The organism is Amycolatopsis circi (assembly GCF_003385235.1).
Lineage (GTDB): Bacteria > Actinomycetota > Actinomycetes > Mycobacteriales > Pseudonocardiaceae > Amycolatopsis > Amycolatopsis circi.
In genome coordinates, this window is sequence record NZ_PQIA01000001.1 from 21,555 (window position 1) to 38,677 (window position 17,123).

At 69.4% G+C, this 17,123-nt stretch carries 13 protein-coding genes; 4 read left to right on the plus strand and 9 right to left on the minus strand.

Going from position 1 to position 17,123, the window contains the following annotated elements; translation table 11 throughout:
* Positions 1-7: 7 nt before the first annotated feature.
* From D0D37_RS00100 to D0D37_RS00115, 4 genes are all read right to left on the minus strand, one after another.
* The gene (locus tag D0D37_RS00100) at positions 8-388 is read right to left on the minus strand and encodes a PPOX class F420-dependent oxidoreductase (protein WP_116198398.1); all 381 of its coding nucleotides are present in this window, start codon (positions 386-388) and stop codon (positions 8-10) included.
* A gap of 11 nt (positions 389-399) precedes the next feature.
* Positions 400-1,002, minus strand: coding sequence for a dihydrofolate reductase family protein (locus D0D37_RS00105; protein WP_116198399.1), 603 nt, complete (start codon positions 1,000-1,002; stop codon positions 400-402).
* A gap of 19 nt (positions 1,003-1,021) precedes the next feature.
* Positions 1,022-2,245 carry an FAD-binding oxidoreductase gene (locus D0D37_RS00110; RefSeq protein WP_244223319.1) on the minus strand — a complete coding sequence of 408 codons (1,224 nt, stop codon included), beginning with the start codon at positions 2,243-2,245 and terminating at the stop codon, positions 1,022-1,024.
* Between the two features lie 665 nt (positions 2,246-2,910).
* On the minus strand, positions 2,911-3,744 hold the full coding sequence (locus tag D0D37_RS00115; RefSeq protein ID WP_116198401.1) for a DUF6597 domain-containing transcriptional factor: 834 nt from the start codon (positions 3,742-3,744) through the stop codon (positions 2,911-2,913).
* A gap of 244 nt (positions 3,745-3,988) precedes the next feature.
* On the opposite strand from D0D37_RS00115, the gene D0D37_RS00120 reads away from it, so the two are divergent.
* On the plus strand, positions 3,989-4,210 hold the full coding sequence (locus tag D0D37_RS00120; protein WP_116198402.1) for a hypothetical protein: 222 nt from the start codon (positions 3,989-3,991) through the stop codon (positions 4,208-4,210).
* Between the two features lie 261 nt (positions 4,211-4,471).
* Here D0D37_RS00120 and gdhA read toward each other — a convergent pair whose 3' ends face one another.
* Entirely contained in the window at positions 4,472-5,815 is a 1,344-nt protein-coding gene (gene gdhA, locus D0D37_RS00125) for an NADP-specific glutamate dehydrogenase (RefSeq protein WP_116198403.1), read from the minus strand.
* Between the two features lie 73 nt (positions 5,816-5,888).
* Positions 5,889-9,224 (minus strand): molybdopterin-dependent oxidoreductase, encoded by a 3,336-nt coding sequence (locus tag D0D37_RS00130; protein ID WP_116198404.1) that lies wholly within the window; start codon positions 9,222-9,224, stop codon positions 5,889-5,891.
* Positions 9,225-9,318: 94 nt separating this feature from the next.
* Between D0D37_RS00130 and D0D37_RS00135 the strand changes: the two genes are divergently transcribed.
* Positions 9,319-9,960, plus strand: coding sequence for a GntR family transcriptional regulator (locus D0D37_RS00135; RefSeq protein ID WP_244223320.1), 642 nt, complete (start codon positions 9,319-9,321; stop codon positions 9,958-9,960).
* Positions 9,961-10,363: 403 nt separating this feature from the next.
* On the opposite strand, the gene D0D37_RS00140 is transcribed toward D0D37_RS00135, so the two are convergent.
* The 3 genes from D0D37_RS00140 to sucC are packed head-to-tail and all read right to left on the minus strand — an operon-like array spanning position 10,364 to position 13,325.
* Positions 10,364-11,218, minus strand: coding sequence for a LysR family transcriptional regulator (locus D0D37_RS00140; protein ID WP_116198405.1), 855 nt, complete (start codon positions 11,216-11,218; stop codon positions 10,364-10,366).
* 58 nt (positions 11,219-11,276) lie between these two features.
* Positions 11,277-12,161: a succinate--CoA ligase subunit alpha gene (gene sucD, locus D0D37_RS00145; protein WP_116198406.1), complete on the minus strand. Its 885-nt coding sequence runs from the start codon at positions 12,159-12,161 to the stop codon at positions 11,277-11,279.
* Positions 12,162-12,164: 3 nt separating this feature from the next.
* Complete coding sequence (sucC, locus tag D0D37_RS00150; protein ID WP_116198407.1) at positions 12,165-13,325, minus strand: ADP-forming succinate--CoA ligase subunit beta; 1,161 nt, start codon at positions 13,323-13,325, stop codon at positions 12,165-12,167.
* 515 nt (positions 13,326-13,840) lie between these two features.
* Here sucC and D0D37_RS00155 point away from each other — a divergent pair.
* Positions 13,841-15,877, plus strand: a complete 2,037-nt coding sequence (locus tag D0D37_RS00155) for a thiamine pyrophosphate-binding protein (RefSeq protein WP_244223321.1) — start codon at positions 13,841-13,843, stop codon at positions 15,875-15,877.
* 16 nt (positions 15,878-15,893) lie between these two features.
* Entirely contained in the window at positions 15,894-17,123 is a 1,230-nt protein-coding gene (gene frc / locus D0D37_RS00160; RefSeq protein WP_116198408.1) for a formyl-CoA transferase, read from the plus strand.

Genomic DNA, 17,123 nt, shown 5'->3' on the forward strand with positions numbered 1-17,123 from the left:
TTTCCGACTACATCCCCACCGACTGCCTCTCCGCCTCGATCAGGCCCACGACGCGTACCTGCTCGCGGGTGTACGGCTGGCCGATGTATTTCTTGGCCACCTCGTCGATGATCTCCCACGCCGCGTCGCCCTCGATCCATTCGGCCACCCGGCCGCGGATGATGATCGGCTCGAACGGATTGTCCGGCGGGGTAAGGGAAATCGCCACGCGCGGGTCGTGGCGGAGGTTGCGGGCCTTGCGGCTGTCCGGGCCGGTCAGGAAGACGATCCGGTCGCCGTGCGTGCCGATCCACAACGGGACGACGTGCGGCGATCCGTCCGGGAGCACGGTGGCGAGGTGGGCGATCGGAGTGCCGTCGAGGACGCGGCGGACATCGGGGTTCAGCATGGGGGTTCCTTTCAGCGGAGAATCTCGTAGTGAAGATGGGTGACACCGGGCGCGGGGACGGCCTCGACCAGCCTGAGCCGGACATGCTCGGGGAGTTCGCCGAAGAAGCTCCGCCCGCCGCCCAGCAGGATCGGCACCTGGTGCAGAACGAAGTCGTCGACCAGCCCGGCCTTGATCGCTTCGGTGACCAGAACGCCGCCCATGAGCGCGACGTCCTTGTCGCCCGCCACCGCCCGCGCGCCGGCGACGGCCTCTTCGACGCTGGCCGCCTGGGTCTGCGCCTCGCTCAACTCCGGCACCGGCTGGTGGCTGACCACGAACAACGGAGCCGTCGGATGCGGACCACTACCGCCGAAGTGGCTTGAGTGGTCGTAGGTCTTGTGTCCGACGACGGTCGCCCCGACGCGCGCCGCGAGCGAGTCGAAAACCTGGGCGCTGGGCTCGGAGAGGTTGAAGCCGTCGAAGATTTTGCTGGGCGTGTCGCCGGTGAAGTACCAGTCGAACAGCGCACTCGCGTCGCCGAGCCCGCTCCCGACTTCGTCGGCCCCCTCGGGGAGGCGGCCGCTGATGTACCCGTCGACCGAGACGGAGAGGGCACTGAACACTTTGGTCATGACGCTCCTTAGTAGTCGCTCACAGAGCCTGGGGAAAGTCGAAGACCCGGTGCGGGTCGCAGTTTTTCTTGAACGCGGCGAGCCTGGGGTAGTTGCCCGCGTGATACGCCTCGGCCGGATCCTCGAGCGCGAGGTCGGGAAAGTTCGGGTAAACCCGGCCGGACCCCTCCGCGTGCGCCGCGTTCCACGCCTCGTCCACCCACGGATCGCCCGGGTCGCCGATCTCCTCCAGCAGAAACCGCTCGCCCCGGTGGGCGAACGCGGTCTCCTCCTCGGCGACCCGGTTGTACGCCCCGCCCATCGCCGTGAACGCCAGCCGCCGGTTGCCTTCTAGCCCCTTGAGCAGTTCGCCCGCGGTGCGCTCCGACATCGTGCGCGCGAAAAACTCCGACCGGCTCCGGCTCCCCTCGGCCGGGTCTTCCGCGCGGAATGTGGACTTCACCATGCTGTAGGGAACATCCAGTCGGATGTCTATTGCATACAGAACACCGGCCCGCGCGGTGAACTCCCTGAGCAACGCCCGGGTCGTCTCCGGCGGCATCGTCGAGGCACCGAAGAGCGTCGCCTGTCCGCCTTGGACAGTGAGATTCACGGTCAGTCCGTCGGGTGCGTTGGGTGCCCAGTCCTGCCACGCCTTAACGACGCTTTCCGGCTCCGCCCAACGCCCTTCGATCCGGCAGACCGACGGCTCCGGCACAGTCGCGAACCGCAGCTCCGTAACGATGCCGAACTGCCCTCCGCCCGCGCCGCGCAACGCCCAGAACAGTTCGGATTCCCGGTGTTCGTCGCACTCCACGACGCTCCGGTCGGCGAGCACCACCTGCGCGCCGACGAGCCGATCGCAGGTCAGCCCGTACTGACGGCCGAGAAGCCCAATCCCTCCGCCCAGCGTCAGTCCTGCGATGCCGACAGTGTCGCCGCACCCGGCGGGAATCGTCCGACCGGACTCGTGCAGCGCCGCGTACACCGCCCCCAGCCGCGCACCCGCGCCGATGGTCGCGACACCATGGTCGTCGACGGCGATCCGGTCCATCCCGGACAGATCCACCACAATCCCGTCGGCCGGGCACCGGTCCACGAAACAATGCCCGCCACCGCGCGGCACGATGCGGTCGCCGGTCTCGGCCGCGTAGGCGAGAACCTGAACGACGTCCGAAACCGAATGGCAGCGAACCGTCAGTTTCGCTTTCGGGCTGGCCTCGTAACCGGGGGAGAGGACGTCGAGTGCGTTCAGGTCGATCACGGAGGAGACGTTACGGAGTTCTGGATCTCCGTTCTTGAACAAAACGCGCACGAGAGACGTTCACAGCCGGACTGGCGGGGACCGTCGTGGCTGCCCGCGCACCGGACTGGACCACCGCCAGAAGTCCTGGAACCGCTTGGTCCGCTGGTGCTCCTTCGGGGCTCGACCGTTCCGGACCGGCGAACGCATCCGGATGGCGGGGAAGCGGAAGGATCATGCCCTCCCGTGCACCGGCCGGGGTTGCCCACGGAGGAGCCGTCTCGGCGTGATCCCGGTCGGCCGAAGACACTCGCGGCCGACGTGGGCTCGGTCTGCCTAGCCGGTCTCGCCATCCCGCCCCGCCGCGATTGCGCTGGATCGCGCGAGAAACCCTCGGAACGGCCGGGCCGCTGGCGCACCTTCGGTCCCGACCCCGCGGAGCCACCGTCCCGCACCGGCGAACGCCTCCGGGTGGCGAGGAACGGTGCGCAGGGAAGCGATGACCGTGCCCGCGTGCCCCGGACGGGGTCGAGCCGAGCGGTTGTCTTGGCGCGGCCCCAGCGGGCCGAAGACATTCGCGGCTGACGTCGGCTTGGCCGGAGCAGCCGGTCTCGCGGTCCCTGCCTCCCGCCCAGTCGCGATTGCGCCGGATCGGGCGGGCACAAGAAACCCGCTGAACCGCATCGTCACCGCACGGAGACTGGCGAACGCCTCCGGGTGGCGAGGAACGGCGCGTACGAAGCGGAATGATCATGCCCGCACGCACACCGATCGAGATCGCCCCCGAGCAATTGCCGCGGCGTGACCCCAGTCAGCCGAAGACACTCACGGCTGAGATGCGCCTGGTCGGCATAACCCGCGTCGACCGCGAGGCTCGCCATCCCGTCCGCGCCCCGGCGGCCGGTCGCGATCGCGCCGGACTGGGCCAGCGCGAGAAACCCTTGGAACCGCAACGTCCGCTGCAGCACCTTCGGACTCATCCCGACCGCCTGCAGACACCGCCGCCGCAACTGGCTCGCCGAGAGCGCCAAGTGCGCCGCGACCGCGTCGACGCCGACCGGATCCCACGGCATCAGCACCTGCACCGCTTCCCCGACGAGCGGATCCAGGCCAGTCCGGCGGAACTCGCGCACGAGATGCGCCTGCAGCGCGGCCAGCCCCTGCTCGGGGGTCGCGGCGAGCGCGACGGCCTCCACGAGCCGGTCCGCGGTCCGGCCCCACAACTCGGCCAGCCCGAGGTGCTGGTCGGCCAGCTCGTCGAGCCCCGCGGGCAGCGGAGGCGCGGCCCCGGGCCGGAACCGCACTCCGACGATGGTCGTGTGCGCCGGGATGACCTCGATCCGCGGCCCGGTCAACGGACCGAGCAGGTGCGGGCGCCCGCCGACCGGGAAGTGGATCTCGACGCCGCCGGTCGGCAGATGCCGCTGCACGTACGGCGCGTCGCCGGTGCGCTGGATCCACACCGTGCGCACGACTCCCGCCAGTCCCGGCACCGGCGGACGCTCCACATACGCGGTCATCCCCGTACCGAAGCGTTCCGCCGGGCGCGCGTCAAGTACCGGGACCCCCACTCTTGCCGGGAAACGCTTTTCCGGATGCGGATCCAGCTCGGGAAAGTCTCGCCGCGGCGGTCGTTCGCCCGCGGGCGCCGGGTCGCAAGTCCCTGGACCGGAAGACCTTCTCCTGTAGTCACCGGACGGCGAGCCGGGGGATTCTCGCTGTCTGAATCAGGGGAACGCGTGCCACCGAAGGAGGCACCCGGTCATGCCGACGTTGCTTGTCATCTTGCTTGTCCTGGGCGCGGTTCTGGTCGTGGGAGGACTGCTGGACAGAGCCGGCCAGGCCCACGCGCGCCTCACCGGCTGCCGGCAGCGCACTGCCACCGGCCTGGTCACCTGGGTGCAGAGCGCGGTCGCCGCTGTGCTCGGCGGCGCCGGACTGCTGCTTTTCCTTTATCTCGTGGTGACTTTCTCCTCCGTGCGGTAATCGCCCGCCGGGCGCGTCCGTCCTCGCGCCCGCGACGAACGGCTGCCCGTGTGTCCCGCCGCCCGGCGAATCCGGCACCGGGACGCGACTGTCCCGGTGCCGAAACCGGGGACCGGACCGCGACCGCGACCGCGACCGCGACCGGGGAGAATCCTGTCCACGGTGGACCGCAGGCACCACTCAGTCGACCGGCACACCTGCGACTAAATACTGCATACAACATTCTGCCGAGCGGAGACTGTCCGCACGGAGCGGCTCGGCTCAGATGTAGCCGCAGACGTCCATCGCGGCGACCACCTTGCGGAAGCCCGCGATATTGGCCCCGCTGACGTAATCCCCGGCCACCCCGTGCTCGTCGGCGGTTTCGAGGCACGTCCGGTGGATGTCGGTCATGATCTCGCGCAGCGTCCGGTCGGTGCGCTCGAACGTCCAGCGCTCGCGCGCCGCGTTCTGCTGCATCTCCAGCGCCGACACCGCGACCCCGCCGGCGTTCGCGGCCTTGCCGGGTCCGACCGCGACCCCGGCCTCGCGGAAGATCTGCAGCGAACCCGGCGTGCACGGCATGTTCGCGCCCTCGGCGACCGCGCGCACGTTGTTCTTCACCAGCCGCAACGCGGACTGTTCGTCCAGCTCGTTCTGCGTCGCGCACGGCAGCGCGAGGTCGCACGGGACATCCCACGGCGTGCCGTCGGTGACGTACTTCGCCGACGGCACGTGGTCGACGTACTCGGAAAGCCGCGCCCGCCGCGCGACCTTCAGATCGTGCAGCACTTCCAGGTCGATCCCGCGCGGATCGTGGACGTACCCGCCGGAATCCGAGCACGCGATCGGCTTCGCGCCGAGTTCCTGGAGTTTCGCGATCGCGTGATAGGCGACGTTGCCCGAACCGGACACCACCGCCGTGCGGCCGGAGAACGAGTCGTCGCGGGCGCCGAGCATCGCTTCGAGGAAGTACACCGTCCCGTAGCCGGTGGCCTCCGGACGCGCCGGAATGCCGCCCAGCAACGGGTTCTTGCCGGTGATCGTGCCCGCGTCGTAGCGGTTGGTGAGCCGCTTGTACTGGCCGAACAGGTAGCCGATCTCGCGCCCGCCGACGCCGATGTCGCCGGCCGGGACGTCGGTGTCCGGGCCGATGTGCCGGACCAGTTCGGTCATGAACGCCTGGCAGAAGCGCATGATCTCGCCGTCGCTGCGGCCCGCCGGGTCGAAGTCGGACCCGCCCTTGCCCGCGCCGATGCCGAGGCCGGTGAGCGCGTTCTTGAAGATCTGCTCGAAGGCGAGGAACTTGACCGTGCCGAGCGTGACGTCGCCGCGGAAGCGCAGCCCGCCCTTGTACGGCCCGAGCGCCGAGCTGAACCCGACCCGGAAGCCGCGGTTGACGTGCACCGCGCCCGCGTCGTCGGTCCAGACCACTCGGAACATCGCCTGCCGCTCCGGCTCGCACAGCCGCTCCAGCATCGCCGCGTCGCGCAGCCCCGGGTCCCGCTGGAGGGCGGGCCGGATCGCTTCGAACACTTCGAACACGGCCTGGTGGAACTCCGGCTCGGCCGGGTTCTTCCGGACGATGTGCTCGTACACTTCGCGCGATGTCTGGTCGAGAGGCATCCGCCGATGATGCCGTCCGGGCGCCGGATTTCGCACCCCCGATGGGGTTTGCGAGGTTAGGGGGTGACCAGACTCACGCGTCGAGCACTACATCCGTAGTGGGTACGGCCTGGCAGGCGAGGCACTGGTCAGCGGGCAGATCGTCGGCGACGGCGACCAGGTGCGCGACGGTTCCGTCCAGCACCGGCACGGCGCAGCTTTCGCACTGCCCGAGCCGGCATCCGCTGGGCAGCGCGACCCCGGAAGCCTCGGCGAACCGCAGCAGATCCCCGTCGCCCGCTCGCCAGGTGACCTCGCGGCCGGACCGCGCGAACCGCACGGTGGCGGTGGCGCCGTCCGGGATCCGGACCGGGGCGGGCGCGGCGTGGAACTTCTCGGTGAAGATGTCGAAGCGCGGCACGCCCCGCTCCACCAGTTCGCCGGTCAGCTCGTCCAGCATGCTTTCCGGACCGCACAGGTAGAACCGGGCCCGCCGCCGGATCAGGTCGGCGTCGACGCGCCCGGCGGTGACCCGGCCGGTGAAGTCGCAGCGCTCCTCCGGACCAGGACGGCTGTAGTGGTCCAAGATCCGGACAGTGGGCAGCCGGCGCGCCAACGCGGCGATGCGCTCGCGGAACGCGTGCCGCGACCGGTCGCGGCTGCCGTGGTGCAGCACGATCTCCGGCGCGGACGCCGGGTCGAGGCTCTCCAGATAGCTCAGGAACGGCGTGATCCCGATCCCGGCGGCCAGCAGCACGATCGGTCGCGAATGGACAGTCGGCACCGCGAACCCGCCGGACGGAGCCGTGACCAGCAGCCGCGTCCCCGGCTGAACCCGGTCGTGCACCGCAGGCGAGAACTGCCCGCCCGACACCCGCCGCACCGCGATCGCGTACCCGTCGTCCGGCGCGTTCGCCGGGCTCGTCAGCGAATAACTGCGGGTCAGCCCAGGTGCGTCCGGCCAGGCGACCGTGATGTGCTGCCCGGCGCGGAACCCCGGCACCGACCGGCCGTCCACCGGCTTGAGGTGCACCGACCGGATGTCCTCGGTCTCGAACACCGCGCGCTCGACCACGAACTCCCGCTGCCCGGTCCACGGCTCCGCTTCGTCGGGCTGGACGTCGCAGAACGTCGAGCGCAACGGGACCGAGCCGCTGACCGGGTCGTGGGCGTCGTCGCCGACGAGCAGGTTGTAGTTGGTCCCGCCCTCTTCGAGCGGGTCCGAACCGGGCAGCGCGAGGTCAGGCGCCGGTTGCCACCAGCCGTACTCCGCCACGACCACGTCGCGATGCAGCGCGGGATCGATCCGCGCCCGCATCCGGACCTCCGCGGAGGCGGTCGTGATGCGGACCCACTGCCCGCCCTCGATCCCGCGCTCCGCGGCGAGTTCCGCGCTCAGGTCGACGGCCGGTTCCGGAGAACGCTTGCGCAGCGACGAAATCCCGCGATGCTGGCTGTGGCAGAAGTACCCGTTCTTCGCACACGTCAGCACCAGCGGGCGTCGAGGATCGGGCACCGGCGGCTCGGCGTCCGGGACCGCGGGCTGGCCATGTTCGGCGAGCCGCTCGGAATACAGCTCGACCCGTCGAGTCGGCGTCGCGAACCCAGTAGCCGCACCGTTTTCCGCACATTGGGAGTACTTGCGGTACTCGGTCTGCAACGGCAGATCGACACCACCCGGCTGGCCGCGCAACTGTGCCGCGGTGAGGCCGAGCGGGGCCAGTTGGTGATCCCAGCCGTCCTCGACGCGGCCGTCGAAGAACTCCGCGCCGAGCCCGAGCCGCTCGGCCAGTTCGAACACCACCTCAGTGTCCGAACGCGACTCGCCGATCGGATCAGCCATCCGCGGCCGCAGCTGCACGTGTTCCTGCGCGGACTGGGTGATCTCGAAACCCGCCTTGACCGCCTCGTGCTCCCAGGGCGTCTGGACCGGCAGCAGAAGATCGGCGAACCGTGCAGTCGGATTCTCGAACAAGTCAAGGTGCACCGCGAATTCCAACCGCCGCAACGCTTCCGCGGTACGGCGCGGATCCGGCTGGGACAGCAGAAGATTCCCGCCGAAAGACACCAGCGCGCGGACCGGATAAGGCTTTTCGTCGAGGACTGCCCGGCAGAAGTCGCGCGCGGTCACCCAGCCTTGCGCCGGTGGTCCGAGCGGAAACTCCTGCAGGCCAAGCGCTTTCGCGCGCTGCTCAGGCGCGAGCTGATCCGGCGACGTGACCGGTGCGACCGGCAGTTTCGGCAGGACGACGTTGCCACCGGGGGAGTCATAGCTGCCGGTGAGCGCGTAGAGAGTGGCGATCGCGCGCTCGGTCTGCGTGGCGTTCGCGTGCTGCCCGACGCCCGACCATGCCGCGTACGTCACGGACTTCGCCTCGGCGAGGTCTGCCGCGAATGCTTCGATCGCCGTGGCCTCGACAGTCGTCACCGCCTCGGTCCGGTCGAGCGGCCATGCCGCACAGGCCTGCGCGTAGTGCTCGAACGCGGGCACGCAATCGACCCAACCGGCCAACGTGCGCACGCGGCGCTTTCCGTGCAGAGCAAACCTTTCCGGCCCGCTTGCTGGATAATCTGTGTCGTACGGCGCGGCTTGGCCGCTGACCTCGTCCCACACCGCAAACCCGGCCGCCGCGGGATCGATTTCCGCCGCCCGCAAAAACCGGCCGTTGTCGGATCGGACCAGCAATGGCGCATTCGTCCACGACCGCACGAACGCCTCGTCCTGCCCACGGCGCTCGAGCAATGCCCGTGCGACGCCGAGCGCGAGCGCGCCGTCGGTGCCAGGCCGGACCCGGAGCCAATGCTCAGCCTGCACCGCGCTGGCAGTCCGCCGCGGATCGACAACCGCCAGCTTCGGCGTGCGCGCCCCCGCCAACGCCGCAGACTGCGCCAGCCACGCCTTGGCCGGATTGTGCCCCCACAACACCGCGAATTCCGTACCCGCGTAATCCGGCGCGGGCAATCCTGACCCGAACGTGAACGCGTGCGCGAAATCCTTGTGCCAGTTGCAAATCTCGGTCGAGTAGAGCGTGTTGGGGCTGCCGAAGAGCCGGATGAACCGCTCGACCCAGTCGATCGAGTCGGACATCGGCGTGCCGCTGGGGGAGGTCACCGAAAACGCGACCGCCTCGGCCCCGCTGGCCGCGCGGATGTCGCCGAGCCGCCCGGCGATCTCGGAAAGCGCTTCGTCCCAGCTGATCTCGCGCCACCGCGGATCCGGATCGGACTTCGGCGTCGTGCGGCGCAACGGCCGGCGCAGCCGTTCGGGGGAGTGCACCAGCTCGGGCGCCGCCCGGCCCTTCGGACACAACGCGGCCCCGGTCGGATGCGCGGGATCCGGCCGGACTCCGCGCAGCGCGCCGTTCTCGACCGTGTAGACCGCACCGCAGCGCGACCGGCACAACGTGCAGTAACCCCGGACCTCAGACATTAGTTACTCCTTAGTAACCGGCTACCGGTTACTAAGGTACGATGCGGGACGGAAGCGGACGAAGTCAAGCCCGCGAAACCGGAGGAGCGCCCCGTTGACGCAGCTGCAGCGCACGAACCTGCGCGAACAAGTGCTCGAAGTGGTGCGGCAGGCGATGGTGTCCGGCGAACTGCGCCCCGGCGACATCTACTCGGCCGCCGCGCTAGCGACGCGCCTGGGCGTGTCGAGCAGCCCGGTGCGCGAGGCGTTGCTGACGCTGGTCAACCAGGGCCTCCTGGAACCGGTCCGCAACCGCGGCTACCGCGTCGTCGCGATGACCGAACGCGACCTGGACGAAATCTACGAGATGCGGCTGCTGCTGGAAGTCCCGGCCACGCTGTCCGCCGCCGCGGCCGCAAGCCCCGCCGACCTCGACCGGCTGGACGCCCTGGCCGCCGAGATCGAATCCGCCGCCGGGGAGGGCGACGTCGCGCGCTTCCTGGAGGCCGACCGCCGGTTCCACCTGGACTTGCTGTCCCTCGCCGGAAACGGACGGCTGACGGACGCCATCGCCAACCTGCGCGACCAGACGCGGTTGTACGGCTTGGAAAAACTGGCCGAGCACGGGCGCTTGGCGGATTCGGCGAGGGAACACCGGGAGATGCTGGCGACGATCGCGGCTCGCGATTGGGGCCGGTTGGAGGGGCAGGTCAGGGCGCATCTGAAGCACATCCGGGCGGATTGGGCGTCGGGCTGAGTCTGGGTTGGTCGGGCGTCGAGTCCGTGGTGACAGACCGCTCGGTTGACGACGCCTGAGCTTGAACAGCACTCCCTGCGATCCAGCCGACCTGGAACCACACGACCTTCGGTTCAGCGACAACCGGTGCCGTGGATCAGGTCAGGTGCCGCAGCACCGCCGGGCGTGGGTCGTCACAGGGTCCGGGCGGATGGTCGATGTCACTCCGCCGGGCTGAGGCACCGGTCGGGTGAGGTGTCGCATTGCCGCCGGGCGTGGGTCGTCGGCAGGGGCCGGAGCGATGGTCGACGTCGTGCCGCCGGGAGAGTCGGGTCAGGTGCCGGAAGACCGCTGAGCGTGGGTCGTCGGCAGCGGCTGGGTGATGGTTCGACGTGCAGCCGCTGCGGGCGAACCGGCGCGAGGGTCAGGTCAGGTGCCGCAGCACCGCCGCCACCGCCGGGCGGGGGTCTCCGGCGTGCGTCGCGGTGATGTTCCACGTCGGGCCGCCGCGCGTGAACCTGCGGCCCGTCAGGTCGGGGAACTGCGCGGCGACCGACACCGGCAACACGCAGCCGCCGAGGTCGTGCCGGACCAGTTCGGCCGCGGCGGGCGCGTCGGTGACCTCGTGCACGACCGTCCGGCGCACCCGGGCCGACTGGAACGTCCGGTCGGTGGCCTCCCGGATCGCCCAGCCCGGCGCGAAATCCACGACCGCGGTACCGGCGGCTTCGGCGGCGGAAACCGGCCGATCCGCGGCTCCGTCGCCCGCCGCGGTGACGAGCACCATTTCCTCCCTCCGCACCGGACGGCTCACCAGCCCGTCGCTCGGGGCGCAGCCGGCGACCGCGACCACTATGTCCACAGTGGACATCACCACCGCCTCGCGCAGTTGGTGCGGCGGCGCGGTCCGCACCAGCACGCGCACCCCGGGATGGTCCCGGCGCAACGCACTCAGCGCCCGATGCGGTTCCGGCCACGCCCCGGGCATGACACCGATCCGAACCTCCCCGGTGACCTGCCAACGCGCCCGGTCGACCGTCGCCCGAGCCTGGCTGGCCGCCTCCAGCGCAGCCCGCGCGGCCGGGAGAAACGCCTTGCCCGCAGGCGTCAACTCGACCCGATGGGTGGTGCGTTCGAAAAGCGCGGTGCCGAGATCGCGTTCGAGCGCACGGACCACAGTGGACACTGTCGACTGCACCGTGTGCAACCGACGCGCGGCAGCCGTGAACCCGCCCTCCTCAGCCACGGCCACAACGGTTTCCAGCTGCCGCAGATCCATCCGTCCTCCTGGATTCGACGCTGAATCACTCCGGTTGTAGTACTACGCCTGTACTGCGTCAGCTGGTTTCGGCGAGCACCTCGCGAACCAACCGGGCTGTCTCGCTCGGCGTACGGCCCACCCGGATCCCGGCAGCTTCGAGCGCCGCCTTCTTGGCCGCCGCGGTCCCCGACGAGCCCGACACGATCGCACCCGCGTGCCCCATCGTTTTGCCTTCCGGAGCGGTGAACCCCGCGACGTACCCGACAACCGGCTTCCGCACGTTTTCTTGCACGTAGGCGGCCGCGCGCTCCTCCGCGTCGCCGCCGATTTCGCCGATCAGCACGATCACGTCGGTGTCCGGGTCCTTCTCGAACGCCTCGACCGCGTCGATGTGCGTCGTGCCGATGACCGGGTCGCCGCCGATGCCGATGCAGCTGGAGAAACCGATGTCGCGGAGTTCGTGCATGAGCTGGTAGGTGAGCGTCCCGGACTTCGACACCAGCCCGATCCGCCCGGGTCCGGTGATGTCGGCGGGAATGATCCCGGCGTTCGACAGCCCGGGGGAGATGAGACCGGGACAGTTCGGCCCGATGATCCTGGTACGGCTGTCGCGCGCGTGCGCCCAAAACGCGGCGGAATCGTGCACCGGCACGCCCTCGGTGATCACCACTGCGAGACCGATGCCCGCGTCGACCGCTTCGACTACCGCGTCCTTCACGAACGGCGGCGGCACGAACAAAACCACTACGTCCGCACCGGTCTCCGCCATCGCCTCGGCGACGCCGCCGAACACCGGAAGTTCGTGCCCGTCAAGGGAAACAGTCTGCCCGGCCTTGCGCGGATTCACCCCGCCCACGACGTTCGTTCCTGCGGCCAGCATCCGGCGGGTGTGTTTGGTGCCCTCCGCACCGGTGATGCCGGAAACGAGGACCCGGCTGGTGTCGTCCAGGAAGATCGCCATCGGTCAGCCCTCCGTTTCGGTCGCGAGCTTGGCCGCTTCGCGCGCGGCGTCGTCCATCGTCTCGACCACCGTGACCAGCGGATGCGCTGCCTCGGCGAGGATCCGCCTTCCTTCCGCGACGTTGTTCCCGTCGAGCCGGACGACCAACGGCTTCGTCGCGCGATCACCCAGCAAGGCCAACGCTTTCACGATGCCGTCCGCCACCGCGTCGCACGCCGTGATCCCGCCGAAGACGTTCACGAACACGCTCCGCACCGCGGGATCCCCGAGAATCACCCCGAGCCCAGCCGACATCACCTCCGCCGACGCGCCGCCTCCGATGTCGAGGAAATTCGCCGGCCCGACCGCCCCCGCCTCCTGCGCCGCGGCAGCCACTACATCCAGAGTGGACATCACCAGCCCGGCTCCATTGCCGATCACGCCGATGTCGCCGTCCAGCTTCACGTAATTGAGCCCTTGCTCGGCAGCCTGCTGCTCCAGCGGATCCCCGGCCTCCGCGTCCGCGAACGCTCGGTGCTCGGGATGCCGGAACGCGGCGTTGTCGTCAAGCGTGACCTTCCCGTCGAGCGCGACGATCTCCCCGCTGCGCGTGCGGGCAAGCGGATTCACCTCGACGAGCGTGGCGTCCTCGGCGGTGAACACGTCCCACAGCCGGACCAGGACGCTGGCTGCTTCGACCGGAAGCTGTGCCGCCGCGGCGATCCTGCGCGCCTTCACCAGATCGACCCCGACGCGGACGTCGATCGGCACCTTGACCAGCGCTTCGGGCCGAGTCGCGGCAACTTCCTCGATGTCCATCCCGCCTGCGGCCGAGGCCATGGCGAGAAAGGTCCGGTCGGCGCGGTCGAGAAGGTAGGAGACGTAGTACTCGTCGGCGATGTCGCTCGCTTCGGTGACGAGAACGCGATGGACGCGGTGGCCTTTGATGTCCATGCCGAGGATGTCGTCGGCGATCTGCTCGGCGTCGTCCGGCCGGGACGCGAGTTTCACCCCGCCCGCCTTGCCGCGGCCGCCAGTTTTGACCTGCGCCTTGACGACGACCGGCCCGCCGATGTCGACGGCCGCGGCCCGTGCTTCCTCGGGAGTCTCGGCGACGCGGCCGCGGGGGACCGGCACGCCGTGCGCGGCGAAGAGGTCGCGCGCTTGGTGTTCCAAGAGATCCATCGGGATTCCTTCCTTGCGGGGCGGGGGACTCGGGTTCGCGGTCGGTGAGTGACGGCGTTGCGTGGTAGTTGCTTGGCGCTTGTCAGTTCGCTCGGCGGAGGTGTTGGGGGAGGGCCTCGGCCGAGGTGCTGGCCCAGAGCGACGGCCCGATCCGCATCGCCCGATGCAACCGGCGGGTGGAGCGGGTCAGGCCACCGGTCGGCACGGGCCGACGAGCCGCTCTGCCGCCATGTCGTGCGGCAGGCCGACCCGGTGAACCGGCCAGCGAACCTCCCGCCGAATCGTGCGGCCGAGCGATCCGCAAGCCAGTCGGACAAACCTGCGGATGCCCCTGGACAGCGGGCGGCTCGAAGAGTAAGTCTAATGCCTACCTCATACGGTATGCAATCTACAGTCTTCCGGCGACGAGCCGCTGACCTGCGGCGACAGATCCGGCGGGCCGCGGAGAGGGCAACGAGCAGACCGGGACGAGCGCGCGGATCAGAGAGGTCCGGCGCGGACAGGAGGAGTTGCGCATGTCGCCAACCACGACCGGCCGGCAAGCAGGCCAGCAGACCGACAAGAACGCCAGCGGGCGGACCGGCGAGAAGACCAGCGAGAGCGCCGGCGGCCCCATCGAGGAAAACGCCAGCGCGCAGTCGAGCGACAACCTCGGCGCGCAGGCCAGCGAGGACGTCGGCGTGAACGCCAGCAGCCCAATCGCGGAGAACTCCAGCACGCAGGCCAGCCGGAACCCCGGCACGCAGGCCAGCGAGAGCGCCGGAGCGAACGCCAGTGGGAACAAGAGTCGGCCCGCCCAGGCCAGTGAGAGCGCCGGAGCAAAAGCCAGCACGAGCCGACCCGCCAGCCAGGCCAGGCCCGGTGCCAACGGCGATCGCGAGACGGCCGACACGATCTCCGGCGGCCACTTGGTCGCGAAAGCCCTCAAGGCCGAAGGCGTCGACACCATCTTCACTCTCTGCGGCGGCCACATCATCGACATCTACGACGGCTGCGTGGACGAGGGCATCAGCGTCATCGACGTCCGGCACGAGCAGGTCGCGGCGCACGCGGCCGACGGGTACGCGCGGATCACCGGCCGCCCCGGGTGTGCGGTGGTCACGGCGGGGCCGGGGACGACCGACGCGGTCACCGGCGTCGCGAACGCGTTGCGCGCGGAGAGCCCGATGCTGCTGATCGGCGGCCAAGGCGCGTTGAGCCAGCACAAAATGGGTTCGCTGCAGGACCTCCCGCACGTGGACATGATGACTCCGATCACCAAGTTCGCCGCGACCGTCCCGCACACCGCGCGCGCCGCTGATCTGGTCTCGATGGCGTTCCGGGAAGCCTTCGCGGGCGCGCCCGGACCGTCCTTTTTGGAGATTCCGCGGGACGTTCTCGACGCCCGGGTGCCGTTGGCGAACGCACGGATCCCGCTGTCCGGTCGTTATCGTGCTTCCACTCGCAACGCGGGCGACCCGGCGGACGTCGAAAAGCTCGCAGATCTTTTGGTGCACGCCAAGAAACCCGCGATTCTGCTTGGCAGCCAGGTCTGGACGACTCGCGCGACCGAGCCCGCGACCGAACTCGTCCGCACGCTGAACATCCCGGCGTACATGAACGGTGCCGGCCGGGGAACTCTGCCGCCGGGCGATCCGCACCATTTCCAGCTTTCCCGTCGCTACGCGTTCGACAACGCCGACGTGATCGTCATTGTCGGCACTCCGTTCGACTTCCGGATGGGTTACGGCAAAAGGCTTTCCCCGGACGCGACGGTGGTGCAGATCGACCTCGACTACCGCACCGTCGGGAAGAACCGAGACATCGACCTCGGCATTGTCGGCGACGCGGGACAGATCCTCGCCGCGGTCGCGGAAGCTGCGTCGGGCCGGGTCGACAACGGGGCGGTCGCGCGCAAGCCGTGGCTGGAGGAACTGCGCGCGGTCGAGGAGAAAGCCAAGCTGAAGCGGTTGCCGCAGCAGCATTCCGACGCGAATCCGATCCATCCGTACCGGCTGGTGCACGAGATCAACGAGTTCCTCACCGAGGATTCGATCTACATCGGCGATGGCGGCGACATCGTCACGTTCTCCGGTCAGGTCGTGCAGCCGAAGGCCCCCGGACACTGGATGGATCCCGGTCCGTTGGGGACACTCGGCGTCGGTATTCCTTTTGTGCTGGCAGCGAAGCACGCGCGCCCGGATCAGGAAGTCGTGGCACTCTTCGGTGACGGCGCGTTTTCCCTCACCGGCTGGGATTTCGAGACGCTGGTGCGATTCGACCTGCCGTTCGTCGGGATCGTCGGGAACAACTCGTCGATGAACCAGATCCGCTACGGCCAGGCGCAGAAATACGGCCTGGCCCGCGAACGCGTCGGCAACACCCTCGGCGACGTTGCCTACGACCAGTTCGCCCGGATGCTCGGCGGCTACGGCGAGGAGGTCCGCGACCCGGCGGACATCGCCCCGGCGCTGCGCCGCGCGCGGGAATCCGGCAAGCCGTCGCTGATCAACGTCTGGGTCGACCCGGACGCCTACGCCCCCGGAACCATGAACCAGACGATGTACAAGTAGTCGGGAGGAGCCGAAGATGGGAAAGGCACTGGAGGGCGTCCGCGTCCTCGACATGACCCACGTCCAATCAGGACCGTCGTCGACCCAGATCCTCGCCTGGCTCGGCGCGGACGTCGTGAAGCTCGAGACCCCCGGCCGCGGCGACATCACCCGGGGCCAGCTTCGCGATCTGCCCGGAGTGGACAGTCTGTACTTCACGATGCTGAACGCGAACAAGCGCAGCATCACGCTCAACATGAAAAGCGAGCAGGGCAAGGAAGTCTTCACCAAGCTTGTGTCCTCAGTGGACGTTCTGGTGGAGAACTTCGGACCTGGCGTGGTGGACCGCTTCGGGTTCTCCTGGGAGCGGCTCCACGAGATCAACGAGCGGCTGATCTACGCGTCCATCAAAGGGTTCGGACCCGGCCGGTACGCGAATTTCAAGGCCTACGAGGTGATCGCGCAGGCAATGGGCGGCTCGATGAGCACGACCGGCTTCGAGCAGGGACCGCCGACCGCCACCGGCGCGCAGATCGGCGATTCGGGCACCGGCATCCACCTGGTCGCGGCGATCCTCGCCGCGCTGTATCAGCGCACGAGCACCGGGCGCGGGCAGCGGGTGCAGGTCGCGATGCAGGACGCGGTGCTCAACCTGTGCCGGGTCAAGCTGCGCGACCAGCAGCGGCTGGCGCACGGGTCGCTGGGGGAGTACCCCAACGAGCGGTTCGGCGACGAGGTGCCGCGCTCGGGCAACGCGTCCGGCGGCGGTCAGCCGGGCTGGGCGGTGCGCTGCGCGCCGGGCGGGCCCAACGACTACATCTACGTCATCGTCCAGCCGGTCGGCTGGGCTCCGCTGACCGAGCTGATCGGCCGGCCGGAACTGGCCGAGGATCCGGACTGGGCGACTCCAGAGGCTCGGCTGTCCAAACTGGACAAGGTGTTCGCGATGGTCGAGGAATGGACCGAGCAGCGCACCAAATGGGAGGTCATGGAGCTGCTCAACGCCCGCAGCATCCCTTGTGGACCGATTCTGTCCACTAAGGAGCTGATCGAGGACGAGACGCTGGCCGAGCTGGGGTCGGTGGTCGAGGTGCCGCATCCGGAACGCGGGGCGTTCAAAACCGTCGGCTGCCCGTTGAAGCTGTCGGATTCTCCGGTGGACGTTGAGCGCTCCCCGTTGCTGGGCGAACACAACGGTGAAGTGCTCGGCGAACTGGGCTACAGCGCGGCGGATGTCGAGCAGCTGCGCACGGCGGGCGTGATCTGA